23 protein-coding genes are annotated in these 22,820 nt (G+C 69.3%); 18 read left to right on the top strand and 5 right to left on the bottom strand.

The features are described from left to right. Positions 1–206 precede the first annotated feature (206 nt). Positions 207–1,166, top strand: coding sequence for a DMT family transporter (locus tag H9X80_RS05800; RefSeq protein ID WP_342590878.1), 960 nt, complete (start codon positions 207–209; stop codon positions 1,164–1,166). A gap of 210 nt (positions 1,167–1,376) precedes the next feature. Continuing rightward, positions 1,377–1,700, top strand: a complete 324-nt coding sequence (locus H9X80_RS05795; protein WP_204793398.1) for a hypothetical protein — start codon at positions 1,377–1,379, stop codon at positions 1,698–1,700. 44 nt (positions 1,701–1,744) lie between these two features. Here the strand turns inward: H9X80_RS05795 and H9X80_RS05790 are convergent, their stop codons facing one another. After that, entirely contained in the window at positions 1,745–2,821 is a 1,077-nt protein-coding gene (locus H9X80_RS05790) for a coiled-coil domain-containing protein (protein WP_239471695.1), read from the bottom strand. 438 nt (positions 2,822–3,259) lie between these two features. Next, entirely contained in the window at positions 3,260–3,721 is a 462-nt protein-coding gene (locus H9X80_RS05785; RefSeq protein WP_204793397.1) for a universal stress protein, read from the bottom strand. Positions 3,722–3,970: 249 nt separating this feature from the next. Between H9X80_RS05785 and H9X80_RS05780 the strand changes: the two genes are divergently transcribed. The 13 genes from H9X80_RS05780 to H9X80_RS05720 all read left to right on the top strand — a co-directional run bounded on the left by H9X80_RS05780 (position 3,971) and on the right by H9X80_RS05720 (position 17,580). Then, positions 3,971–4,927, top strand: coding sequence for an undecaprenyl-diphosphate phosphatase (locus H9X80_RS05780; protein WP_204793396.1), 957 nt, complete (start codon positions 3,971–3,973; stop codon positions 4,925–4,927). Continuing rightward, on the top strand, positions 4,927–6,444 hold the full coding sequence (locus H9X80_RS05775; protein ID WP_204793395.1) for a D-alanyl-D-alanine carboxypeptidase family protein: 1,518 nt from the start codon (positions 4,927–4,929) through the stop codon (positions 6,442–6,444). The genes H9X80_RS05780 and H9X80_RS05775 overlap by 1 nt, the downstream gene beginning before the upstream one ends. Before the next feature lies 1 nt (position 6,445). Then, positions 6,446–6,898 (top strand): low molecular weight protein-tyrosine-phosphatase, encoded by a 453-nt coding sequence (locus H9X80_RS05770; RefSeq protein ID WP_204793394.1) that lies wholly within the window; start codon positions 6,446–6,448, stop codon positions 6,896–6,898. A 351-nt stretch (positions 6,899–7,249) separates the two neighbouring features. Then, on the top strand, positions 7,250–8,284 hold the full coding sequence (locus tag H9X80_RS05765; RefSeq protein ID WP_204793393.1) for an alpha/beta hydrolase: 1,035 nt from the start codon (positions 7,250–7,252) through the stop codon (positions 8,282–8,284). A 623-nt stretch (positions 8,285–8,907) separates the two neighbouring features. Further along, a complete protein-coding gene (locus H9X80_RS05760; protein WP_204793392.1) occupies positions 8,908–9,339 on the top strand; it encodes a PTS sugar transporter subunit IIA in 432 nt (143 codons plus the stop codon). A gap of 96 nt (positions 9,340–9,435) precedes the next feature. Then, the gene (locus tag H9X80_RS05755; RefSeq protein ID WP_204793391.1) at positions 9,436–9,939 is read left to right on the top strand and encodes a PTS system mannose/fructose/N-acetylgalactosamine-transporter subunit IIB; all 504 of its coding nucleotides are present in this window, start codon (positions 9,436–9,438) and stop codon (positions 9,937–9,939) included. A gap of 96 nt (positions 9,940–10,035) precedes the next feature. Continuing rightward, positions 10,036–10,899 (top strand): PTS mannose/fructose/sorbose/N-acetylgalactosamine transporter subunit IIC, encoded by an 864-nt coding sequence (locus H9X80_RS05750; protein WP_204793390.1) that lies wholly within the window; start codon positions 10,036–10,038, stop codon positions 10,897–10,899. Further along, positions 10,899–11,750 carry a PTS system mannose/fructose/sorbose family transporter subunit IID gene (locus H9X80_RS05745; RefSeq protein WP_204793389.1) on the top strand — a complete coding sequence of 284 codons (852 nt, stop codon included), beginning with the start codon at positions 10,899–10,901 and terminating at the stop codon, positions 11,748–11,750. The genes H9X80_RS05750 and H9X80_RS05745 overlap by 1 nt, the downstream gene beginning before the upstream one ends. 146 nt (positions 11,751–11,896) lie before the next feature. After that, positions 11,897–12,370, top strand: a complete 474-nt coding sequence (locus H9X80_RS05740) for a hypothetical protein (RefSeq protein ID WP_204793388.1) — start codon at positions 11,897–11,899, stop codon at positions 12,368–12,370. After that, positions 12,367–13,224, top strand: coding sequence for a Cof-type HAD-IIB family hydrolase (locus tag H9X80_RS05735; protein WP_204793387.1), 858 nt, complete (start codon positions 12,367–12,369; stop codon positions 13,222–13,224). Before H9X80_RS05740 ends, H9X80_RS05735 begins: the two co-directional genes overlap by 4 nt. A 104-nt stretch (positions 13,225–13,328) precedes the next feature. Beyond that, positions 13,329–13,793 (top strand): MarR family winged helix-turn-helix transcriptional regulator, encoded by a 465-nt coding sequence (locus H9X80_RS05730; protein WP_204793386.1) that lies wholly within the window; start codon positions 13,329–13,331, stop codon positions 13,791–13,793. Between the two features lie 460 nt (positions 13,794–14,253). After that, complete coding sequence (locus H9X80_RS05725) at positions 14,254–16,803, top strand: ATP-dependent helicase (RefSeq protein WP_204793385.1); 2,550 nt, start codon at positions 14,254–14,256, stop codon at positions 16,801–16,803. A 9-nt stretch (positions 16,804–16,812) separates the two neighbouring features. Then, positions 16,813–17,580 (top strand): mechanosensitive ion channel family protein, encoded by a 768-nt coding sequence (locus H9X80_RS05720; RefSeq protein ID WP_204793384.1) that lies wholly within the window; start codon positions 16,813–16,815, stop codon positions 17,578–17,580. 144 nt (positions 17,581–17,724) lie between these two features. On the opposite strand, the gene H9X80_RS05715 is transcribed toward H9X80_RS05720, so the two are convergent. Next, entirely contained in the window at positions 17,725–18,948 is a 1,224-nt protein-coding gene (locus H9X80_RS05715) for a hypothetical protein (RefSeq protein ID WP_204793383.1), read from the bottom strand. Then, positions 18,945–19,460 carry an RNA polymerase sigma factor gene (locus tag H9X80_RS05710; RefSeq protein WP_204793382.1) on the bottom strand — a complete coding sequence of 172 codons (516 nt, stop codon included), beginning with the start codon at positions 19,458–19,460 and terminating at the stop codon, positions 18,945–18,947. Before H9X80_RS05710 ends, H9X80_RS05715 begins: the two co-directional genes overlap by 4 nt. A 142-nt stretch (positions 19,461–19,602) precedes the next feature. On the opposite strand from H9X80_RS05710, the gene H9X80_RS05705 reads away from it, so the two are divergent. Both H9X80_RS05705 and H9X80_RS05700 read left to right on the top strand, forming a co-directional pair. Then, on the top strand, positions 19,603–20,091 hold the full coding sequence (locus H9X80_RS05705) for an S-ribosylhomocysteine lyase (protein ID WP_204793381.1): 489 nt from the start codon (positions 19,603–19,605) through the stop codon (positions 20,089–20,091). Between the two features lie 345 nt (positions 20,092–20,436). Continuing rightward, positions 20,437–21,138, top strand: a complete 702-nt coding sequence (locus tag H9X80_RS05700; RefSeq protein WP_204793380.1) for a 5'-methylthioadenosine/adenosylhomocysteine nucleosidase — start codon at positions 20,437–20,439, stop codon at positions 21,136–21,138. Between the two features lie 85 nt (positions 21,139–21,223). Here the strand turns inward: H9X80_RS05700 and H9X80_RS05695 are convergent, their stop codons facing one another. Beyond that, a complete protein-coding gene (locus tag H9X80_RS05695; protein WP_204793379.1) occupies positions 21,224–22,096 on the bottom strand; it encodes a DegV family protein in 873 nt (290 codons plus the stop codon). A gap of 210 nt (positions 22,097–22,306) precedes the next feature. Here H9X80_RS05695 and H9X80_RS05690 point away from each other — a divergent pair. Next, on the top strand, positions 22,307–22,820 hold a 514-nt coding region (locus H9X80_RS05690; protein ID WP_204793378.1), incomplete at its 3' end, for a DUF1836 domain-containing protein.

Genomic DNA, 22,820 nt, shown 5'->3' with positions numbered 1-22,820 from the left:
CGCCACCACAGATGCGCAATTGTGGAGCGGGGGTGCCGGCAGCCTGTGCACAGACGTGACCTCAGACGTGCGGCAGCCCCCTCACCTCGCCGGTCCTGCGCCTGCCTACCTCACACCTGCCCGCCCCGCGCCTGCCCGGACGACCCCTCCACGCCGGCGGGCGACGTGCTAGGCTATCGCGGGCACATTCCGGAGGAGGGGGACGCGTGGCCGAGGAGACCTTGCAGGCAGCCGACAGCCAGCAGAAAGAAAGCCGCCATCCCGGCGAGAAGGACCTTGAGCGGAGGCGACGCATCCGGCGCGGCATCGTGGCCACGCTCGTGGGCGGCACGCTCTGGGGCCTCAACGGGACGGTCTCCAAGTGGCTCATGGACGCCTACGCCATCGACCCGCTGTGGCTCGTGTGCGTGCGCGAGCTCGCCGCGTGCTGGCTCTTCCTGATTGCCGCGGCGCTCACGGCGCGCGGCCGCGCGCAGCTTTCCGGCGTGCTCCACAGCCCGCGCGACCTTCTCGCCATCCTGGGCGTGAGCCTGGGGGCGATCCTCTTCTCGCAGGTGGCCTATCTCGAGGCGATCAGCTGGACCAACTCGGCCACCGCGACGATCATGCAGAGCCTGGGCATGGTGCTCGTGCTCGGCTACGTCTGCCTGAAGATGCGCCGCCGGCCGCGCCGCCGAGAGGCGCTCGGCGTGGTGCTCGCGCTGGCGGGGACCTACCTGGTGGCAACGGGCGGCAACCCGGCGCAGCTGAACCTTCCTGTCGCAGGCCTTGCGTGGGGGCTCGCCTGCGCCGCGGCCGCCGCATGCCTCTCGATCCTTCCGGCCGCCCCGATGGCGCGCTGGGGCAACTTCACGGTGAACGGCCTGGCCTTCCTCGTCTCGGGCGTCATTCTCTCGGCTGTCTACCGGCCCTGGGAGCACATGCCGGCGCTCGACGGCGTGGCGGTGGCGGTGCTCGTGGGCTGCGTGGTGCTGGGGACCTTCGGCGCCTACGCGCTCTACCTGCAGGGCGTGAAGGACGCCGGCTCCATGCGCGCGAGCCTGCTCGGCACGATCGAGCCGGTCACGGCGACGCTCGCCACGGTGGTGTGGCTGGGCACGGCGTTCTCCCCGGCCGAGATCGTGGGGTTCGTGCTAATCATCGCGATGGTCTACCTCACCGCCTAGCCCGTCAGGCGAGAGGGACCTTCTCATCACCTAGCCCCGCTGGGCGAGAAAGGACCTGGGGGCGGTCGGGCCGGGGCCGGCAACGATTGGGGCGTCCTGGCTGCCAATCTGGGCGGCTGGTCCGAGCGCCGTCCGCCCTGGCTGTCAATCTGGGCGGCCGCTCTGAGGCGCCGTTAGGAATCGCGACACCTTTTGCCGCTGGGACCCTGTTTGGTTAGAAACTGGCGTACCTTTTGCCCGCACGAGCCAAAGGTACGGGGATTTCTAACAGAACAAGGGTCCTTCTCGCCCGGCGAGAAGGACCTCGCGGAAGAAAACCTCACAGGGAGAGAACCTCACAGGGAGAGAACCTCACAGGGAGAGAACCTCACAGGGAGAGAACCTCACAGGGAGAGAACCTCACAGGGAGAGAACCTCACAGGGAGAGAACCTCACAGGGAGAGAACCTCACAGGTAGTCTCTCTTTTCCAGGGCGAGGTGAGCGTTTGCCCAATTGACGAGGAGCTTTTTTCAGAAAACTCAGACTACCTGTGAGGTTGGCTGTGACGAACGGAGCCCGCGGCCGCGACGGAGCCCCGTTAGATGCGCTCCATGTTTGCCAGCACGCTCGAGTACCACTGCGCGGCGTTGGGCGGGCAGTACATCTGCGCGCCCGCGTAGGTGAGGTGGCCGCCGTAGATGGAGGCGAGCCCGGCCACGTGGTCCCAGATGGCATCCTCCCAGTTGCTCCAGCTGGAGCTTCCCCAGCCCCAGGCGTTGTAGGGGAGGAAGCAGTAGCGTCCGAGCGAGCTCTCGACCATGGCGATGGCCGGCGAGAAGCGCGGGTCGCAGCCGTACTCCCAGGCGGCCTCCGCGAACGTTGCCCCCTGCCCCGCGAGCGGCGAGCCTGCCAGGTAGGCGTCGATGCGTGCCGTCCAGGTGGCGATGAAGTCGTCACGTCCCATGTCCCAGTCGACGGTCCCGGGGTCCGGGCTCGCCGGCACCTCGACCTCCGCCTGGTTGCCGGACTCGGTGACGAAGGTGGGCTCCCCGCCGCCCTCCGAGCTGTTCTGCTCGGCGGCGGCCTGCGCGGCCTCGAGCTCGGCGCGAGCCTGCTCGATGGCCGCCTGGCGCTCGGCCTCCTCGGCGGCGGCCTGCGCGGCGATCTCCGCCTCGAGCTGCTGGCGTGCCGCCACGGCCTCGGCCAGGGCCTCCTCGGCCTTGGCGCGCTCATCCTCGGCCTCCTGCATCTGGGCGTCCAGCGAGGCGCGCGTCTGCTCGAGCTCCTGAGAGATCGACGCGAGCTCGTTCACCGCGTCGGTGCTGTGGGACTGGATGACGTCGAGGTACTGGACCGTGGAGAGCAGGTCGTAGAAGTTGCCGGCGGAGAGGATGAGCTCCACGAGCCCGCCGCTGCTCTGCTGCATCTTATAGAGGGTGCGCATGGACTCCGCGGCACGGCCGCGAGCCGAGGGGAGCTGTCCCTCAAGATCTGAGATTCGCTGCTCGTTGGCGTCAATCTGGCCCTGGAGCTCCTCGACGCGGGCTACGGCGTCCTCGTAGGCGGCGTTGACGTCGTTGATCTTGCTCTGAGCCTGGTCGAGCTCGGCAGAGCTCGAGCTCGAGTCCGAGCTGCCGCCCTGCTCGTCCGCAAGCGCTGCTACCGGTGCGGACATCCCCAGCCCGAGGGCCGCGACCAGCGCTGCGGCGACGATGCCTGCTCCGCGGGCGCACCAGGGGGAGCGTGTGTCTGACGTAGCTATGAGGGCCTCCACGGTCGTGTGGTCCCGCACCAACGAGGCGGGCGTTCGTTCGCACCGGGCGGTGCGGTTTCTACAGATTTAATTATTCTACCGTGCTTAGCGTAAGCTCACGTTTCCTCCATGAGTGCGGACGTGCGGCGGAGGCCGAGCGGATGTGCAGCGGCGGCCGAGCTCGCGATGTCTCGGCCGAGCTCGCCGTGGAGCTCGCCCCGGTACGCAACGGCGACGGCCCCTGGCGCGTCTACGCCGGGGCCGCCGCCTGGGGGAGTCCCTGTCACGTGTCTGGGCCCGCCGCGCCGCCTGCCGAGGGGTCGCGCCGCCCCCCGTCGCGCCGCCCGCGCGCCCGCCGCGCTACTTGATGATCAGCGTGTCGCAGTCCGTGTTGCGGGTGAGGAACGTGGAGATGGAGCCCAGGATCGCGTACTTGATCGAGGAGAGCCCGCGCGCCCCGCAGATCACGAGGTCGGGCTGGATGACGTCGAGCATCTCGTCCTTGAGGGTCTCACGGATGCGGCCCGAGCGAACGATGACCTCGACCTTCTTGATGTCCGGGTTGGCCTGCGCCTCGGCGACCTTGCCCTCGATGGACTCCCGGAAGCTCTTCTCCAGCGTGGGCACGATGTCCACCGGGAAGGTCCCGGCCGCCTCGAGCGCCGTGGAGTCGATGACGTGCCCGATGTAGAGCTCGGCGTTGTCGTTTGCGGCCATGACGATGGCGCGGTCGAGCACCTTGTCCTGCTCATCCGAGCCGTCCAGGGAGACGAAGATCTTGTCGTAGCCGAGGTCTTGGTAGGTGGTGGTTGTGTCGGCCATGGGAGCTCCCTTCACGTCTGGTTCCGTGGACGCGCTCGCGTCCTGGCTCCCTTATGCCCCAACGTGCCCTCCCGTGTGCGAAGTTGAGTCTTTTCTCGCCGAACGGCATAGTTTTTCGGTGGCGGGCATGGTTACCGGTCGGCCGCGCCTCCCGGGCGCGCGATGATGGGACGGCTGTCTGAAGGTTTGCTGTTGCCGCGTGCCGGGCACGCCCCCCAGAGGGGCGCCACGCGGGACGAGGAGGGAATCGTGGACGTAATCGAGCTCGTGAAGGCGGCGGTCTTCGGTGTCGTCGAGGGCATCACCGAGTGGCTGCCCATCTCGTCGACGGGCCACATGCTGCTGCTTGACCAGTTCCTGACCATGGACGTCTCCGAGGACTTCTGGAACATGTTCCTCGTGGTCATCCAGCTGGGCGCGATCCTCGCCGTGTGCGTGGTCTTCTTCCACCGTCTGAACCCCTTCTCGCCCAGCAAGACCGCCGTCGAGAGGCGGCAGACCTGGACGCTGTGGGCCAAGACGATCGTGGCGTGCCTGCCCGCGGCCGTGATCGGCATCCCGCTCAACGACTGGATGGAGGAGCACCTCGGTAGCCCCTTCATCATCGCCGCGGCGCTCATCGTCTACGGCATCGCGTTCATCATCATCGAGACCGTGCGCGAGCGTCGGGCCGAGGCCCTTCTCGCCGAGGCCGCCCCTGCCGGTAGGCCCCGCCGGGGCGGCCGCCACTTTGCCGCGCCCGCCCCGGCCACGCCTCCCACCCTCTCCGAGCTCGCCGACTCCGACGCCCGCGTCAAGACCCTCGAGGAGCTCGACTGGAAGACCGCCATCGGCATTGGCGTCTTCCAGGTGCTCTCCATCGTGCCCGGCACCTCGCGCTCCGGCTCCACGATTATCGGCGGCCTCATCCTCGGCTGCTCGCGCACCGCGGTGGCCGAGTTCACCTTCTTCCTCGCCATCCCCGTGATGTTCGGCGCGAGCGGCCTGCGCCTCGTCAAGTACTTCCTCGCGGGCAACGTGCCCACGGGCATGGAGGCCGCCGTCCTCGTCGTGGGCTGCGTGGTGGCCTTCGTGGTCTCGCTGCTGGCCATCCGCTTCCTCATGGGCTTCGTCCGCCGGCACGACTTCAAGCCGTTCGGCTGGTACCGAATCGTGCTCGGCGTGGCCGTCATAGCCTGGTTCGCGCTGGTCGGGGGCGAGGCGTGATGCGTACGGTGAGCACGGCGGCGTCCTCGGCGCCCGAGCTGGCGAGAAGAACCCTTCGCGCGTTCCGCCCGCGCCAGGCGCGCCCGCTCTGGGCCACCCTTGCCCTGGCCCTTGCCTGCGCGCTCACGCTGACGGCACTGCCGCTCGCCCCGGCGCGCGCCGAGGAGGCCGCCGCCGAGCAGACCACCTACTCCGCCGCCGAGCCGCCCGAGGTCTCCTCGCCCTCGGCGCTGCTCGTGGACCGCACCACCGGCACCGTCCTGCTGGAGAAGAACGCCGACGAGCGCCGCGAGCCCGCCTCCACCACCAAGGTCATGACGGCCCTCGTGGTGCTGGAGAACGCCGACCTCAACGAGCAGGTCACCGTGGAGGCCTCCGACTTCGACGAGGTCACCTCCGACAGCTCCGTGGCGGGCCTCGTGGCCGGGGAGACGCTCAGCGTGCGCGACCTTCTCGCCTGCCTGCTCGTGCCCTCCGGAAACGACGCGTCCTACGTGCTGGCCCGCGCCGTGGCCGGCGACTGGCAGAGCTTCGTGGGCATGATGAACGACAAGGCCGCCGAGCTGGGCTGCACGGGCACGCACTTCGCCAACCCGTGCGGCCTGCCGGATGACGACCACTACACCACGGCACGCGACCTCTCGCTGATCCTGGAGGCGGCGCTGCAGTACCCGGAGTTCACGGAGATCGCCGGCAGCGAGACGTGGGATCTGCCCGCCACCTCGGGAAACCCCGCGCGCACACTGAGGAGCACCGACTTCATGCTGAACCCCGAGGGGCCCGTCTACCTGGGCGACGGCGTGGTCACCGCCGCCAAGACCGGCTACACCGAGCGCGCCGGGCGCTGCCTGGTGGCGGCCGCGAGCAAGGACGGCATGGACCTCGTGGGCGTGGTGCTGGGCGCCGAGAACGCCCCCGACGCCTCTGGGGTGACTCCCAACTTCTACGACATGCGCTCGATGCTCGAGTGGGGCTTCGGCGCGTGGCAGACCGGTGCCGTGGTGAGCTCCGGAGACGTGGTGTCCTCCGCCGAGGTGACGCTCTCGGACGACGGCGAGGCCGTGGACGCGCTGGCCACCGGTGACGTGGTGGCCACGGTCCCGCGCGGGACCACCCTTGCCGACCTCACGGCCACGCCGGCGTGGGAGGGCACCGAGGAGGGCGCAAGCTCGTTCCAGGCGCCGATTGAGCAGGGTCAGGCGCTCGGGACGGTGGCGCTCTCGCTCGACGGGCGCGAGCTCGGCAGCGTGGACGTGGTCGCGGCCCGTGCGATGGAGCTCTCCATCCTGGCCTTCGTGATCTGGTGGCTCTCCGACCCGGTGCACATGGTGATCGCGGTGGCCGTGGCGGTGGCGGTGTTCGTGACCATCGGCCTGCTGGCGAGCTGGCGGACGCGCCGCCGCAAGCGCGAGCGCTACCGCATGGCCGTGGGCCAGCGCCGCCCGGTGCGCCCCGGCGTGGGCTCGCAGCACCTCAAGATGCCCGACCAGCGCGGTCGCGGCCGGCGCAGGAGGTAGCATGCCCAGGACCCGCATCCTCTTCGTCTGCCACGGCAACATCTGCCGCTCGACGATGGCGCAGTTCGTGATGGAGGAGCTCGTGCGCCGGGCGGGCCGCGAGGACGAGTTCGTGATCGACTCCGCCGCCACGAGCTCGGAGGAGCTCGGCAACCCGCCGCACCCGGGCACCGTGTCAAAGCTCCGTGAGAAGGGCTTCCCCGTGGGCAGCCACCGCGCCCGCCGTGTCCGGCGCGACGAGTACGTGGACTGGGACCACATCATATATATGGACGCGGAGAACGCTTGGGGCCTTTCGCGCATCCTGCACGGGGACCCGGACGGCAAGGTGAGCCGCCTGCTGGACTGGACCGACCGTCCCCGTGACGTGGCCGACCCCTGGTACACCGGGGACTTCGAGGCCACCTGGCAGGACGTGCTGGCCGGCTGCGAGGCCCTGCTCGCCGCGCTGTAGACGGGTCCGGCCCGGTTGTTGGCTGGCGGCCGCAGTCTGGCCTGGCCGCGACCACGGCCGAGCCGCCGCCACGGGCGGGCCGCCGCGGGGCCCGTACGCCTCCGTCCGCCCCGTCCGCCCCGCCCGCCGCAGGGTACGTACACCCCGCTTTAGGGTACGTACACTCCCCGACGTCCTTCTCGCCGGGCCGCCCGACGTTTCCGCAGGTAGACGAGTTGGCGAGAAGAACCCTGGGGTTGCGGCGGTGTACGTACCCTGGGTGGCGGGTGTACGTACCCTGTGGGCGCGGGTTGGTCGGGGCGGCGCGCGGGCTTCTCGCTATACTCGGGGCAGTCGACATGGGAGGTGCGCATGGGCAGAAGAGGTGGCGCGCTCGGCGGCGCGTTTTCGTGGGCGCGGGGGCTTGCGGCCTCGGTGCTGGTGCCGCGCCTGCTGCCGGTGGTCCTGGGCCCGCAGCGCCGCGCGGGCGAGGAGGAGCTTGGCCCGTACCTGGGCGGCGGCGGGGACGTGCGCGTGCGCGAGATGTCGCCGGGGCTCTCCGGCGAGGCCGCCGGCGTCCTTGAGTGGGACCGCGCCGAGGAGGCCGACCGCACCTGGCACTGGCTCGTCGGCGCCGGCGGGCAGGGCCGCTTCGAGCGCGTGGAGGTGACCTCCGACGACGGCGCCCTCCTCGTGGGCCGCGCGTTGACGTGCAACTCGGGCTCTCCGCGCTGGGTGATCTTCGTCCACGGCTACACGGACAGCTGGCGCGCCGGCCTCACCTACGCGCGCCGCTACGCCGAGGCCGGCTTCAACCTGCTCTTGGTGGACCTGCGCGCCCACGGGGAGAGCGCCGGCGACTGGGTTGGCTGCGGCTGGCTCGACCGCCGCGACCTCGTTGCCTGGGCGCGCTGGGTGGTGGGCCGTGCGGGCGACGGCGCCCGCGTGCTGCTTGCGGGCATCTCCATGGGAGCGGCCTCCTGCCTCATGGCCTGCGGCGAGAAGGACCTCCCGCAGCAGGTCCGCGCCTGCGTGAGCGACTCCGCCTACACCGACTTCTGGCGCGCCGCCGAGAACGTGGTGGAGACAGGCTCGCTCGGCACGCCCGCCGTGGCCGCCCATCCCATGATCGACCTCGCTCGGCGACGTCTCATGCACGTGCCGGGCGGCTACGACCTCATGCTGGCCCGCCCCGTCGACGCGCTTGCGCGCACGCGAGTGCCGGTGCTGCTGATCCACGGGGAGGCCGACCGCGTGGTGCCGCCGTACATGGCGCGTGAGCTTGCCGCCGCGGGCGGCGGCCACGAGCTCGTGAGCTTTGCGGGCGCCGGCCACTGCTGCGCGGTCTTCGCCGATCCCGGTCGCTACTGGGACGCCGTGCTCGGGTTCGTGGGCCGCTGGCTGTAGGAGGCGGGCCGGGGCGGGAGGTTCTGCTCGCCTGGTTTTTCGCGGTGTCCGGGCGAGCTTGGTGCCCTGGTGGCGCCGCGGTGTCCTGGCGGGTGGCTGTTAGGAATTGCGGTGCCTTTTGTCGTTGGGTGCCTGTTCGGTTAGGAATTGCGGCACCTTTTGCCCGCGCGGACCAAAGATGCGGAGATTCCTAACGTAACGGGCGGGTGAAGCGCTAAGATGCGGCGATTCCCAACAGAACGGATGAGCGAGTCGCTAAGACGCGGCGATTTCTAACGTGAGGGGCGGCCGGAGCGCTAAGGTGCGGCGATTCCTAACGGGATTCCCAACGGCGTCCCTGTGCCCCGCCAGCGGCGTCACAACCATGCCTCGTGCAGCCGACCGTAACGCGCCGGTCACTTTACGATTGAACGTTCGTAACACACCCCTCGCAACCAGCGCAAATCCGCTCAGCGGTAATAGTTGCTACCGTTAACCGATGATTAGTTACCGCTGACAACTATTTCTGTTGTGTCGTTAATAGTTAACAGCAACAATCAAAACCAACGAGCCGTGCGGTGCGCCGCGCGGATGAGAGCCCGCGCAGCCCGCGCGGGACAGGTGGCCCAACGGAAGGAGACCACATGAGGTATCTGCTCTTGGTCAGCCACGGTACGTTCGCGCCGGGGCTGCACAGCGTGCTCGACATGCTGGTGGGTAAGCGCGACGACATCCTGAGCTGCAGCCTGCGCGACGGCGAGGGCGCGGAGGAGTACGTCTCCGAGCTCGAGCAGGTCATCGCTCCGATCACGGCCGACGACGAGGTGCTCGTCCTTGGCGACCTCATCGGTGGCTCGCCGCTCACCAACGCGCTTAACACCCTCGCCTCCCACGGGCTTCTCGCCAAGACGCGCGCCTTCGGCGGCATGAACGTCCCGATGGCCCTGACCGCGGCCTTCGACCTGCAGTCCGAGGACCTCGACGGCCTCTGCGACTCGATGGTCTCCGAGGGCCAGGCGGCCCAGCGCGCCGTGGAGCTTGACCTCTCCTCCGACGACGAGGACGAGGACCTCTAAGTCCGGGCACCCGCTGCCCAGAGGCCCCAAGGGCCGAGAAGGACGACGCACGTAGGGCGGGGAAGGTCCCCGCAGACGATAGAAAGGAAACGCAAGATGGCAGTTTCGTTCGTTCGCATCGACGACCGCATGATCCACGGCCAGACCGTCACCCGCTGGGCGGTCGAGTATCCCTGCGACGGCATCATCGCCGTCAACGACGCCGCGGCGTCCAACCCGGTGCTCAAGAGCGCCTACAAGAGCGCCGCTCCGGACAAGAAGACCTTCGTCTGGACCATGGAGCACTTCAAGGAGAAGGCCCAGACCGTCCGCGACTCCAAGACCCGCTACTTCCTCATCACCAAGAACCCGGTGGACATGGCCGAGATCCTCGTGAACTTCGGCTTCGTGCCTGATGACGTCAAGACCGTCATCGTGGGGCCCTGCAACGACCGCCCCGGCACCACCAAGATCGGCAACAACCAGTCGATCACCCAGGAGGAGGCCGAGGCCCTCGAGTCCATCTCCAAGAAGGGCTACACCGTCGACTTCCGTCTGATCCCCGACAAGGAGACCGGCACCTGGGACAAGTTCCGCGGCCAGTTTGGCTTCACGGCCTAGTCCACGGCACTCAGTCGTTCAGCGCGCGCCCAACCCGAGGGCGCGCGTGAGATAGCCCCTCGGGGGAGGGGCACGGACACGGGAAAGGTGGTACGTATGGTAATCAACATGTTCCAGGCTGCGTTGCTTGGACTGTTCGCCTGCCTGGCCTCGATGCCGGGCATGGGCGGCACGTCCATCGGCAACTACACGCTCGGACGCCCGCTCGTCGCCGGTCTGGTGGTGGGCATCATCCTGGGCGACGTCACCGACGGCATCCTCGTCGGCATGGCCATCCAGGTCGTCTACATCGCGCTGGTGACCCCCGGCGGCACCGTCTCCGCTGACGTCCGCGCGGCCTGCTACATCGGCATCCCGCTGGCCCTCATCGCCGTCAAGGCCCAGGGCCTCGACGCGGGCAGCACTGAGGCCGCGGCCCTGGCCACGTCGCTCGGCGCCACCTGCGGCACCCTCGGCGCCATCCTGTTCTACGGCACCGCCACGATCAACCTGGCCTGGCAGGCCATGGGCTGGAAGTGGCTCGAGAAGGGCGACACCCACAAGCTCTACCTCGTGGACATGGTCCTGCCCTGGATCTCCCACATCATCTGCTCGTTCCTCCCGACCTTCCTGCTCGTCTACTTCGGCGGCGACGCCGTGAACAACCTGCTCGCCAGCCTGCCGATGGACGGCGTACCCATGAAGACCCTCTTCGCCGTTGGCTCGCTGCTTCCCTGCGTCGGTATCGCCATCCTGCTGAAGCAGGTCATCACCAAGGCCACCGACTTCCTGCCGTTCTTCTTCGGCTTCACGCTGGCCGCGGTCATGGGCTGCAACCTCATCGCTGCGTCCGCGATCGCCTGCTTCTTCGCCCTGATCAACTATGAGATCACGAGCCTCCGCCTGAAGCTCGACAAGGTCTCCGCTGCCGGTCCCGCGCTCTCCGCGGCCTCCGACGATGATGAAGAGGAGGACATCTAATGGCTGACACCACCGCCGCTCAGGGAGGCGAGCGCAAGGTCTCCAAGAAGGCACTCGCCAAGTCCTTCCGCAACTGGTACTACGGCAACCTCACGTGCTTCTCGCAGGAGCACATGCAGACCTTCGGCTACTTGGTCTCCATGCTCCCGATCGTCGAGGACCTCTATGACAACAAGGAGGACCAGACCAAGGCCCTCCAGACCTACTCGGCGTTCTTCAACACCGAGCCGCAGATCGGCACCATGATCGTCGGCGTCACCGTGGGCCTCGAGGAGGCTCGCGCCAACGGCCAGCCCGTTGACGACGACACGATCAACGGCATCCGCGCCGGCCTCATGGGCCCGCTCGCCGGCATCGGCGACTCCCTCATCGTCGGCACGCTGATCCCGATTCTGCTCGGCATCGCCATGGGCCTGTCCCAGGGCGGCTCCGTGCTCGGCCCGATCTTCTACATCGTGGTCTGGAACCTCCTTGCCTACTTCGGCATGCGTCTTGCGTACTACCGCGGCTACAAGCTCGGCGGCGACGCCGTTGAGGCCCTCGTCGGCCCCAACGCCCAGGCCCTGCGTGAGGCCATCGTCATGGTGGGCACCATCGTCATCGGCGCCGTCGACGCCACCTGGGTCTCCATCTCCACGGCGCTGACGCTGCCCGGCGGCGGCACGCTCCAGGGCACCCTTGACGGCATCTACCCGAAGCTGCTGCCCCTGATCTTCACGATCTTCTGCTGGTGGCTCATGGCCAAGAAGAAGGTCAGCCCGATCATCACGATGCTCATCCTGCTCGTGATCGCCTTCCTCGGCGCCCTGTGCGGCTTCTTCGGTGCCGCCACGATCGCCACGGCCGCCTAAGGGCTTCCAGCTCTTGACCAGCCCGCCGTCCCGTACGGCAACGTAGTACCTGCCCGGGTCGCGGATCCCCCTTCGCGGCCCGGGCGCTCCGCTAGACATCCACCCGGGTTCTTCTCGCCTCCGCCTCACCCACCTAAGGAGCAGCCATGACACCGCTCAAGTCGCTCGACACCTCCAAATGGACCCGCGACGACCTCATTCGCGAGGCCAAGCTCCAGACCGACGCTATCCAGCGCCTCAACGTCTGGCTGCGCCTGGGCTACTCGCTCGTGGCCGCCGGCTTCATCGTGGGCTACTGGGGCTTCTACGGCGGGGGCGGCACCGGCTTTGGCGTGCTCGGCGTGGTGCTGCTCGTGGTGGGGGCCGTGGTGGCGCTGGTGCTCAAGGTGGGCACCACCAACGCCAAGAAGAACGTCCAGGCCCTGATGGCGGCCGCGGGCGTGGATATCACCAAGAAGCCGAAGGCCGCGGCATCTACCGGTAAGAAGGCCGCCGCTGGCAAGAAGGCCGCGGCCGATAAGAAGGGCGCGTCTGGCGAGAAGGACGTGCCCGGCAAGAAGGGCGGCGACCCCGCCGCGTCCGTGGCCGCCGGCCCCTCTAAGGAGGCGACGCGCTCATGAGCACCCCTGACGTTCCCGGCGCGCCGGTCGCCTCAGGCGCCCCCTCCTGGCGCCCGTCGGTGGTCTTCTCCGACGTCGACGGCACCATCCTTGACGCCGCGCACCGCGTGACGCCGCGCACCGCCGCGGCCGCCCGCGCCCTCTCCGAGGCGGGGATTCCGCTGGTGCTCGTCTCGGCCCGCATGCCCGAGGCCCTCTCCGAGATCCGTCGCGGGCTCGGCAGCGCGGGCCCCGTGGTCTGCTACAGCGGCGCCTACGTGCTCGACGCCGCGGGTGCCGAGCTCCTGAGCCGTCCCATCGCGCTCGGCTGCGCCCTCGAGGTGCGCGACTTCGTGGCCTGCGACGTGCCGGACGTGACCTGCATGGCCTACGGCTACCACACCTGGGTGGTGAGCGACCGCTCCGACCCGCGCGTGATGCGCGAGGAGCGCATCGTGGGCGTGAGCTCCGTCGAGGGCTCGCTCGAGGAGCACTTCTCGGGGCGCGGCCTCCACAAGTTCCTCCTGGCGGGGGAGCCCGCCGCGATTGAGCGTGCGGAGCGCGAGGTGGGCGCCGCCTTCCCGAGTCTAGCCGTGGTCCGCTCCTCGCCGATCCTCTGCGAGATCATGGACGGCCGCGCGAGCAAGACCGAGGGCATCCGTGCCGTCTGCACCTACCTCGGCGTGGACGTCTCCGGCGCCCTCTCCATCGGCGACGGCAGAAACGACATCGACATGCTGCGCGCCGTGCCCGAGAGCTGGGCGATGTCCAACGCGCCCGGCGAGGTGAAGGACGCCGCCGCGCACGTGACCGCCTGCGACAACGACCACGACGGCTTTGCGGAGACCATCTTCTCGGTGCTCTCGGGGAGGTGAGCGTGTTGTTGACGGGGGAAAATATTGCTACCATTAACAAATCACAAGCTGGAGTAGAGGCGACGGCCGCCTCCCGTCAGGCGAAGGAGGCGAGTCGTTCGGGCATGGACTACGAGGACGCAGCCAAGAAGCTCATCATGTACTCCCGCGGTATTGCCAAGGGCTCCATCGGCACCGCCTATGGCATGTCGATGGGGGAGGATCCCGTCCTCGAGTACCTCTCGCGCCAGGACGCGGGCATGAACCCCTCCGACCTCGCCAAGACCCTCGGTTACTCCCGTCCCCGCATGACCCGTATCCTTGACTCCCTGGAGGAGAAGGGTTTCATCGTCCGCGAGCCCGATCCCGCCGACCGCCGCCGCGTGATTGCCAGCTGCACCGAGCAGGGCCGCGCCTACGCACGCGACCACAGCTCCAACGGCGTCTCCAACCTCGCCAACAGCCTAAGCAAGCTCGGCGACCACGACGTCGGCGAGCTGCTCAGCGCCCTCGAGCTCGCCTACAGCATTACCTACGACCGCGACATCTCCATCGGCGATGCCGAGGACAAGAAGGCACGGAGCTCGTAGGGCCGGGCGTGGGGCATTCCTTGTCTCCTGCTTGGAAAATCGCGGGAGAGGTGGCCTGGCGTCGCGGTGCTGCTTACGAATTTGGGGACGAGGTGGCCTGACGTCGCGGTGCTGCTTACGAATTTGGGGGCGGTGCGGCGTCCGGTGACCGAGGTGCTTTCAAAGTCGTGACCGTTGCAGGGCGAGAAGTACGTCAGCCGTGATTTTGTAAGCGGCGGGCGCGTCCGGTGTGCATCGGGCCTCGTTTTTAAAGCGGCCGTCTGCCTGCGGCGTGCGTCAGCCCTCCTTTTGAAAGCAAGGTCGGGCACCGGGCGCGCATCGGCCGCTGTTTTCTAAGCGCGTGAGGCGGCGGGCTCCCCGAGGTTCTTCTCGCCGTGTTTTCCTGTGCGCGGGGACTCTTGTCCTCCCCTCCCGCTACACTCGTAGGGCGAGAAGAACGAGCGAGAGGAACCCCGTGCAGATGAGCCCTGAGCAGACGTCACTGTTTCCCAGCACCCCCGTGGCCCCGGCCGCGCCCGTCATCAGCCTGGACGGCCTCAACCCCGCCCAGCGCGAGGCGGCGGAGTGCACGCGCGGGCCGCTGCTGGTGCTTGCCGGCGCCGGCTCGGGCAAGACGCGCGTGCTCACGTATCGCATCGCGCACATGGTGGCCGACGAGGGCGTCCGCCCGTGGCAGGTCCTGGCCATCACGTTCACCAACAAGGCCGCCGCGGAGATGCGCGAGCGCCTGGAGGCGCTGCTTCCGGCCGGCGGCACGCGTGGCATGTGGGTCTGCACGTTCCACGCCATGTGCGTGCGGATGCTGCGGGAGGATCCGGAGCTCGCCGGGTACCGCCCCAACTTCACGATCTATGACGACGACGACTCGCGCCGCCTGGTGAAGTCGATCATGGCGGACCTCGACATCGACGCCAAGCAGTTCCCGCTGAACGGCATCCGCGCCAAGATCTCCGCCGCCAAGAACGCCCTGGTGGGGCCCGAGGAGCTGGAGAGCTCGTCGAACCCGGCCGACCGTGCCGCGGGGCGGGTCTACCGCGCGCTTGAGACGCGCCTGGCCAAGGCCAACGCGCTGGACTTCGACGACCTGCTGGTCAAGGCCTACCAGCTGCTCTCCCGCCACGAGGACGTGCTCGCGCGCTACCAGGACCGCTTCCGCCAGATCAGCGTGGACGAGTACCAGGACACCAACCACGTCCAGTACGCGATCACCAACCTCCTGGCCGCGCGCTACCGCAACCTCATGGTGGTGGGCGACGACGACCAGTCCATCTACAGCTGGCGCGGCGCGGACATCCAGAACATCCTCGACTTCGAGAAGGACTATCCCGACGCCCACGTGGTGCGCCTCGAGCAGAACTACCGCTCCACGGGCCACATCCTTAACGCGGCCAACGCCGTGGTAGCCAACAACGCGCGGCGCAAGCCCAAGCGCCTGTTCACTGACGCCGGGGACGGCGAGAAGATCCACGTGTTCCAGGCCTCCGACGAGCGCGACGAGGGCCGCTGGATCGGCTCGGAGATCGAGAGGCTCCACGACGGCGGCACGAGCTACGATGACATGGCCGTCTTCTACCGCACCAACGCGCAGTCGCGCATCCTCGAGGACATGTTCCTGCGCGCGGGCGTGCCCTACAAGATCGTGGGCGGCACGCGCTTCTTCGATCGCGCCGAGGTCCGCGACGTCATGGCCTACCTCAAGCTCGTGGTGAACCCGGACGACGACGTGGCGGCGCTGCGCGTGGTCAACACCCCGCGGCGCGGCGTGGGCACCACCTCGATCAACAAGATCCGCCAGCTCGCGGCCGACGAGGGGATCTCGTTCTTCTCGGCATGCGAGATGGCGGTGGCCGAGACGGGCCTTCTGGGCGCCAAGGTGCGCTCGGCGCTCGCGGAGTTCACCGGCGTGATCGAGGCCGGGCGCCACTTTACCGGCGAGCTTGCCGACGTGGTGGACGCCATCGTGGACCGCTCGGGCCTGGTGCGCGCGCTGGAGGCCGAGCACAGCGTGGAGGCCGACGGGCGCATCGAGAACATCAAGGAGTTTATGGGCGTGGCCGCCGAGTTCGACGAGACGCACGACGCGGCGGAGACGCTCGAGAGCCTGGCGCAGCTGCGGGCGGCGGGGGCGCTCGACGGCGAGTCCGCCGCTAGCGCAGCGGCTACCGGGGCACTTGAGCCGTCCGGCACCGTGCCCCCGTCCCCAGCGGGCTCAGCGCTCGCTTTGCTCGCTCGCCAAGGCGATTCGCCCGCTGGGGACGGGGGCCCGGCGCCTGCCTCGCTCAGGCCGCCCGTGGCCTCCGAGAAGCTGCCGGCGCTCATCGAGTGGCTCGCGCTGCGAAGCGACCTCGACTCGCTGGCGGGGCAGAGCCACGCGGTGACGATGATGACGATCCACTCGGCCAAGGGCCTGGAGTTTCCGGTGGTCTTTGTGGCCGGCATGGAGGAGGGGATCTTCCCGCACACCTCCTACGAGGGCGACCCGGCGGCCGTGGAGGAGGAGCGGCGCCTGGCCTACGTGGCCATCACGCGCGCCCGCAGGAAGCTCTACCTCACGCACGCCACCACGCGGCGCACCTACGGCTCCGTGCAGGCCAACCCGCCGAGCCGCTTCCTGAACGAGATCCCCGACGCCGACGTGGAGCGCGTGGGCGTGGGGTCCTCGGGCTTCACCGGCGTGGGCTGGGAGAAGCGCGGGGACCGCCACGGCACCTTCGGGAGCGGGCGCGGGTCCGCGGTCTACGGCGGCAACGTCTTCGGGTCGCGCACGCGCTCGACGGGAGGTTCTTCTCGCCCCGTGACGCCGCGCCGGGAGGCCCCGGCCGGCCCCAAGCCGGACGCCGCCCGTGCTGCCGCGAGCTTTGCCCCCGGCGACCAGGTCTCCCACAAGACCTTCGGCCCGGGCGTGGTGCTCGCCGCCTCCGGCGACACCATCGAGGTCCGCTTCACGCGCACGGGCAAGACGAAGAAGCTGCTCAAGGGCTTTGCGCCCATCGTGAAGATTGAGGGGTAGGGGGACGCCATGGACTTCTTTGGGCTGCAGATCAACGCGGGCGCGCTCGTGGGCAAGGCGGTCATGCTTGCCGTTGCCGTGGTGGTGGCCCTGGTGGTTCAGCGCGTGGTGGTGCGCCTCATGCACCGGGTGCTCGATGCCTCCAGCCTGCCGAGCGCCTCGATCTTCATCAACATCGTGCGCGTGCTCATCTGGGTGCTTGCGCTGCTCAGCGTGCTGCAGCCCGTCTTTGGCGTGGACCCGGCGGGCTTTGTCACCGCCCTCGGCGTGGTCTCCCTGGCCATCTCCCTTGGCATGCAGGACACGATCTCCAATATCGTCAGCGGCATCAGCCTCATGGTGAGCAAGGCCGTCCAGCCGGGCGACCAGGTGACCGTCGGGGGCGTCACCGGCGAGGTGACCGACGTCAACTGGCGCTCCACCACGGTGCGCACGCGCGGCGGCTCCGTGCAGGTGATCCCCAACTCCGTCCTCAGCTCCACCGCCCTCACGCACGAGATCGACTGGACGGTCGGCTGCTGCAAGGTGCCGCTGGCGGTGGTGCCGGGGGCGGACCTCGACGCCGTGGCGGCCGAGGTGCGCGCCACGGTGGCGCGCGTGCTGGCCGGCGAGCTCGACCCGGCCTTCGAGACGGGCGTGGTCTTCACGTCGTTTACGGCCTACGGTGTCCAGGGCGAGGTCCAGATCCACGTACTGCCCGAGGTGGTCTTCTCGACGGCGCAGGACAAGGTGGTCCGCGCGCTCTCCGGCGCGAGCTGGCTGGCGAGCGCGCTGTAGGGGAGGCTCGCGGGGCTCGTGGCTCTTCTCGCCGGGGGCGGGCGCTGCCACAGGATCCAGGCGTCACTTTTGGGCTGCGGACTGTCGGCTGGGCAGGCGTAGGAGCCAGACGGCGCTTCCATGTCCTGGACCGTCGCCTGGCGCCTACGGCTCCGTGACGTCCTCGATCACGAATATCGGCGCGGACAGGCGGGCGTCCGCCGCCACCTGCTCGTCGGTGGGGGTGGGCAGGCTGACCCACGGGACCTGCTGGCTGCGCGCCTGCTCCACGCCCGCGTTGCCGTCGAGCTCGCAGAGCGCGTCGAAGCGGTCGGCGAGCGTCTGCTCGTGGCCGTCCGCCAGCGTGACGCGGTAGGAGCGCGTGGCCTCTGAGCCGTCGTCAAACGACACGTCCGCCACGAGGCGCGCCTCGGCGAGCTGAGCCGCCGCAAGCTCGAACCCTGACACGTAGACGTTGCGCAGCCATGCGTAGAACGTGGCGTCATCCGCGGCGATGTCGTTGAAGGAGTCGAGAAACGCCTGGTGGGCGGCCTCGCGCTCGGGAAGGACCTCGGCGGCGAGCTCGCGGGCGCGCTCACGGAACTCCTCGATAGTCTCTCCCTCGGCCGGGCCGTCCTCGGTGCCGGGGATGGGGAGCACGACAAGGTCAAGCCACGCGCGCATGAGGCGGAGCGTGGGGTCGACCTCCCAGACGCCGTCGCGGCCGTACACGCTGACGAAGTTCAGGACGTCGTCGGTGGGCTGGTAGTCGCTCGTGCCCTCGCGCTGCGCGTAGTCCACGGTGACGGCGTCGCACCTCTCAATCGAGAGCTGCTGGCGCGCCTCGCCGATGACGTTGGCCGGATTTCCCACGCCGCTCCCCGAGGCCGCGTGCGTGCTCCCCTGCGCCATGCTCACCGCAGGGTACTCAGAGTGCGTCCGAGCGTCTGGGCCTTCGTTGGTCAGGACTGGGCTTCCCTCGATGCGATACGTGACCGAGCTGATGTTCCCGCCGACCGCGCTCAGGTTGAGCTTGAGGGAGAAGGCGGCGCGCGTGTCGTTCTCGTAGGGCATGAGGCCGTCCGGGCCCGAGGTCACGGTGACCCCCGTTCCCTCGGCCGCCTGCGCGATGGCAAGGCCGAACGAGTTGCCGCCCGCCGCCGTGCCGAGAAGTGCCGGCAGCCCCAGCGCCAACCCGGCTACCACGGCACAACCCGCGGCGCCCGCGAGCGCGGCCCGGCGCGTCACGTGCGGCCTCCGCTCGTGGACGCGGGCGGCCTCGGCGGCCCTGAGCTCGTGCACGCGGGCAAGGACCTGCTCGTTGAGCTCGTCGGTGGGCTCGACTCCCTCGAAGAGGCGGCCCATCTGCTCCAGGTTCTTCTCGCTCATCTTGTTCCTCCCAGGTAGGTCCTCAGCTTCCGAGTCGCGCGAGAGAGGCGCGTGCGCACGGCGGACTCGCTGATGCCGCACGCCGTGGCGATCTGGTCCGTCGGCAGCTGCTCCACGTAGCGCAGGTGGACGACGGAGCGGTAGCGCTCCGGCAGGCGCCGGACAGCGGCCCAGAGCTCGACCGAGGTGGGGCCGGATGCCGCGCCCTCGTCCGTCGCGGGCTGCGCCGCCTCGGCCGGGAGCGCGTCGAGAGGCTGCGCATGACGGTGCCACCAGGAGCGCGCGAGGTCACGACAGCGGTTCGTGGTGGAGCGCAGCAGCCAGGCCCGCAGGTGGTCGTCGTCCGCAAAGCTCGTCCCGCAGCACGCGAGTGCCACGAAGACGTCCTGGTAGACGTCCTCGGCGTCCGCCCGCGAGCCGGTCTGCGCAAGCGCCAGCCGCAGCACCGTCGCCCCGTGGTCGCGCATCGCGCGCCGCAGGAACGCGTCGTCCCTCACCACCCGCCGAGTCATCGCACCTCCCACCTTGTGCCCTCACCTAGAACACGGGGCTGCCTCCAGTTTGTCCCAAGTTCTTCCCGTCGTGCGAAGCTACACTAGGGGCGAGAAGAACCAGGCGGGCAGGTCCGCCGAAGCCCTCGACCTCGGAGGTCCCATGGAGAAGATTGCCAGCTTCACCGTCAACCACCTGGCCCTGGAGCCGGGCGTCTACGTGAGCCGCGTGGACGTGGACCCGGCCACCGGCGCCGCGGTCACCACCTTTGACCTGCGCCTCACCGCGCCCAACCGCGAGCCGGTCATGGACACGGCGGCCGTCCACGCCATCGAGCACCTGGGCGCGACCTACCTGCGTAACAGCGCGGAGTGGGCCGACCAGGTGGTCTACTTCGGGCCGATGGGCTGTCGCACCGGCTTCTACCTGCTGCTCTGGGGCGAGCGCACGTCTGCCGAGGTGGCGCCGCTCGTGCGCGCGTGCTTCGAGTTCATCCGCGACTTTGAGGGGGAGGTCCCCGGCGCAGCGCCGCGCGACTGCGGCAACTGGCACGACTCCGACCTCCCGATGGCGCGCTGGTGGGCGCGTCGCTACGTGGCGGACACGCTGACGGACATCGACGAGGCGCACCTCGCCTACCCGCAGGGGTAGGGGGTTCCTGGCGGGCGGCGGGCGTACCGTTTTCGGACGGTTTGGGCCGCGAGAACGTCCGGGAACGGTGCGGGCCGGGAACGGGACACCGTTTCCGGACGGAATGGCTGACAGAAACGTCCAGGAACGGTGCGACCGAGGAACGGGGTACTGTTCTCGGACGGTTTAGACGGTCGGAACGTCCAGAAACGGTACAACGAGCGGAGGCGTACCGTTTTAGGACGGTTTGTCCGGTCGGAACGTCCGGGAACGGTGCGGGCCGGGAACGGGACACCGTTTCCGGACGGAATGGCTGACAGAAACGTCCAGGAACGGTGCGGCCGGAGTCAGAGGCAAGGAGGAGACATGAGGATCGGAATCATCGGCGCGATGGACGTCGAGGTGGAGCTGCTCCGCGAGCAGCTCGCGGACGCACAGGTCACGCATGCGTCGGGCATGGAGTTCTGCTCCGGCCGCCTTGGCGAGAAGGACGTGGTGGTGGTCAAGTGCGGCGTCGGCAAGGTGAACGCCGCCGTCTGCGCGCAGGCCCTGGCCGACCGCTTCGGCGTCACGCACCTCATCAACACCGGCATCGCGGGCTCACTCGATGCGGCGCGCCTCGACATCGGCGACCTCGTGGTGGCCACCGACTGCGTGCAGCACGACTTCGAGGTGGAGGCGCTCGGGTACGTGCCCGGCCTCATCCCGGGGCGCGAGACGGTGGAGTTCGTGGCCGACGAGCACATGCGCGAGGCGGCGCTCGCGGCGGCCGCGGCGGAGGCGCCCGAGGTGAAGGCCCTGCCCGGTCGCGTGGCGTCCGGCGACCAGTTCGTCTGCCACGAGTCCACGCGCCGGCGCATCGTGGAGGGCTTCGGCGCGCTCTGCTGCGAGATGGAGGGCGCCGCGATCGCCCAGGTGGCCGTGCTCAACGACGTGCCGTTCGCCATCGTGCGCGCGATCTCCGACAAGCCCGGCACCGAGGGCCAGGCCGGCGACTACGCCACCTTCGAGCGCGCCGCCGCCAACCACTGCGCCAAGATTGTCGCCCGCATGGTGGAGACGCTGTAGCGGCGGGGCCGGAGCGCAGCGGCGGTCACGCGGGCCGCTGGCACGCTACCGCCCCGCCCCGCGCGTCCGGCGAGAAGCCCGCCCCCTAGCAGCCCATCACGGCCACGCCGGCAAGGCTCGGCCCGGTGTGCACCAGCAGGTCCGCGGAGATCCCCGAGCGCAGCACCTCGACTACCTCGCTCACGGCGCCGACCTCGCTGCGCAGCCGCTCCTCGAGGCGGTCGAGCGTGGCCTCGTCGTCGTAGCTGCAGACGGCCAGGCGCACCCGCTCCTGCCCGCGCGCGGCCGCCACGGCCAGGCGCACCTCCTCGTCGAGCGCGCGCTTCCAGCCGCGGGCCTTCTTCGCCACCACGTACTTCCCCGACGCGTCGCAGGTGAAGACCGGCTTGATGTTGAGCATGGATCCCAGCCGCCACGCCGCGTCCGTGATGCGGCCGCCCTTGTGCAGGAAGTCCAGGTTCTGGACAGAGAAGAACACGTGCGTCCGCTCGCTCACCGCCGCAAGCACGCTGCCGAGCGAGGAGAGCGGCATGCCCGCCTCCACCTGACGCACGGCCTCCATCACCACGAGGCCCGCAGCCACGCCGATGCTGCGCGTGTCCACCACCACGACGGGGAAGCCCTCGGCCTCCATCTGCCGCGCCACCATGCCCACCGTCTCGTACGTGGCCGAGAGCCCCGACGAGATGGCCACGAACACCGCGCCCACGTAGCCGTCCCGGCGTGCGGCCTCGAAGGTCTCCTGGATGCGCATCGGCGAGGGCAGAGACGTGCTCGGGACCTCGTCGGCAAGGCGCGCCACGAGCTCGCCGGGCGTGATGTCAACGCCGCTCTCGTAGGTGGACCCGTCGGAGTAGTTGATGCGCAGCGGCACCACGCGCACGTCGTGGGCGGCGACGAAGTCGGCGGGCGTGTCGGTCCCGGTGTCCGTGATGACGGCGATGCGCTGTTCGTTCATGGGTCTCCCTCCAGCGGGCGCGGGCGGGCGTCGGTGACGGCGGGCGGATCTGCGCCCCGGGCGCCCCGACCTGACGTGACGTCCCGCGTCCCGGTCGGTATCATGTGAGATGACTATAGCCGCTAAATGTAGTTCTCAATACTAGATTACATGGATTTCGGTATTCGGCACCCGGGCAGCCCGGCGGCGGCCCGACTTCACAGGAGGAACATGGCCGAGAAGAACCGTGCCCCCCAGGCCCGACCCATAACCGACGAGGCCCGCGCCACGCTCGCCGCGCGCCTCTCCGCGGTGCACCTCTCGCGCATCCACGAGCTGCCGCGGATCGAGCTCTACCTTGACCAGCTGCTGACGCTTGTCTCCCAGGAGCTCGAGTTCATGGCCGTCCCCGGAGAGACCCTCGTCACCGGCTCGATGGTCAACAACTACGTCAAGCAGGGCGTGATCCCGGCGCCGCGCAAGAAGCGCTACACCCGCCGCCACGTGGCGTCGCTCGTCTTTGTCTGCGCGCTCAAGCGGGTCTTCTCCATCGCGCAGGTGACCCAGCTCGCCGCGCAGGTCTGGGGCTCGGGGCTCGACCTCGAGGCCCTCTACGACCGCTCCTGCGCCGCCCTCGAGCGCTCGCTCGCGTGGCGCTGCGCTACGGGGATCGTCTCCGCGCCCGGCGAGAAGGACCTCGGCGAGAAGGACCTCGCCTCCGAGGGCGCCGGGGCCTGCCGGGTCC

This window comes from Olsenella profusa (assembly GCF_016900315.1).
GTDB classification, from domain to species: domain Bacteria; phylum Actinomycetota; class Coriobacteriia; order Coriobacteriales; family Atopobiaceae; genus Thermophilibacter; species Thermophilibacter profusus_A.
The sequence above is the reverse complement of the archived record's forward strand: the minus strand, read 5'-3'. Positions and strand labels throughout refer to the sequence as shown.

Bases quoted from the DNA above. Each gene is read 5' to 3' on its own strand.
- H9X80_RS05790 (WP_239471695.1), bottom strand. From the start codon at position 2,821: ATGTCCGCACCGGTAGCAGCGCTTGCGGACGAGCAGGGCGGCAGCTCG.
- H9X80_RS05785 (WP_204793397.1), bottom strand. From the start codon at position 3,721: ATGGCCGACACAACCACCACCTACCAAGACCTCGGCTACGACAAGATC.
- H9X80_RS05775 (WP_204793395.1), top strand. From the start codon at position 4,927: ATGCGTACGGTGAGCACGGCGGCGTCCTCGGCGCCCGAGCTGGCGAGA.
- H9X80_RS05770 (WP_204793394.1), top strand. From the start codon at position 6,446: ATGCCCAGGACCCGCATCCTCTTCGTCTGCCACGGCAACATCTGCCGC.
- H9X80_RS05765 (WP_204793393.1), top strand. From the start codon at position 7,250: ATGGGCAGAAGAGGTGGCGCGCTCGGCGGCGCGTTTTCGTGGGCGCGG.
- H9X80_RS05760 (WP_204793392.1), top strand. From the start codon at position 8,908: ATGAGGTATCTGCTCTTGGTCAGCCACGGTACGTTCGCGCCGGGGCTG.
- H9X80_RS05755 (WP_204793391.1), top strand. From the start codon at position 9,436: ATGGCAGTTTCGTTCGTTCGCATCGACGACCGCATGATCCACGGCCAG.
- H9X80_RS05750 (WP_204793390.1), top strand. From the start codon at position 10,036: ATGGTAATCAACATGTTCCAGGCTGCGTTGCTTGGACTGTTCGCCTGC.
- H9X80_RS05745 (WP_204793389.1), top strand. From the start codon at position 10,899: ATGGCTGACACCACCGCCGCTCAGGGAGGCGAGCGCAAGGTCTCCAAG.
- H9X80_RS05740 (WP_204793388.1), top strand. From the start codon at position 11,897: ATGACACCGCTCAAGTCGCTCGACACCTCCAAATGGACCCGCGACGAC.
- H9X80_RS05735 (WP_204793387.1), top strand. From the start codon at position 12,367: ATGAGCACCCCTGACGTTCCCGGCGCGCCGGTCGCCTCAGGCGCCCCC.
- H9X80_RS05730 (WP_204793386.1), top strand. From the start codon at position 13,329: ATGGACTACGAGGACGCAGCCAAGAAGCTCATCATGTACTCCCGCGGT.
- H9X80_RS05725 (WP_204793385.1), top strand. From the start codon at position 14,254: ATGAGCCCTGAGCAGACGTCACTGTTTCCCAGCACCCCCGTGGCCCCG.
- H9X80_RS05720 (WP_204793384.1), top strand. From the start codon at position 16,813: ATGGACTTCTTTGGGCTGCAGATCAACGCGGGCGCGCTCGTGGGCAAG.
- H9X80_RS05715 (WP_204793383.1), bottom strand. From the start codon at position 18,948: ATGAGCGAGAAGAACCTGGAGCAGATGGGCCGCCTCTTCGAGGGAGTC.
- H9X80_RS05710 (WP_204793382.1), bottom strand. From the start codon at position 19,460: ATGACTCGGCGGGTGGTGAGGGACGACGCGTTCCTGCGGCGCGCGATG.
- H9X80_RS05705 (WP_204793381.1), top strand. From the start codon at position 19,603: ATGGAGAAGATTGCCAGCTTCACCGTCAACCACCTGGCCCTGGAGCCG.
- H9X80_RS05700 (WP_204793380.1), top strand. From the start codon at position 20,437: ATGAGGATCGGAATCATCGGCGCGATGGACGTCGAGGTGGAGCTGCTC.
- H9X80_RS05695 (WP_204793379.1), bottom strand. From the start codon at position 22,096: ATGAACGAACAGCGCATCGCCGTCATCACGGACACCGGGACCGACACG.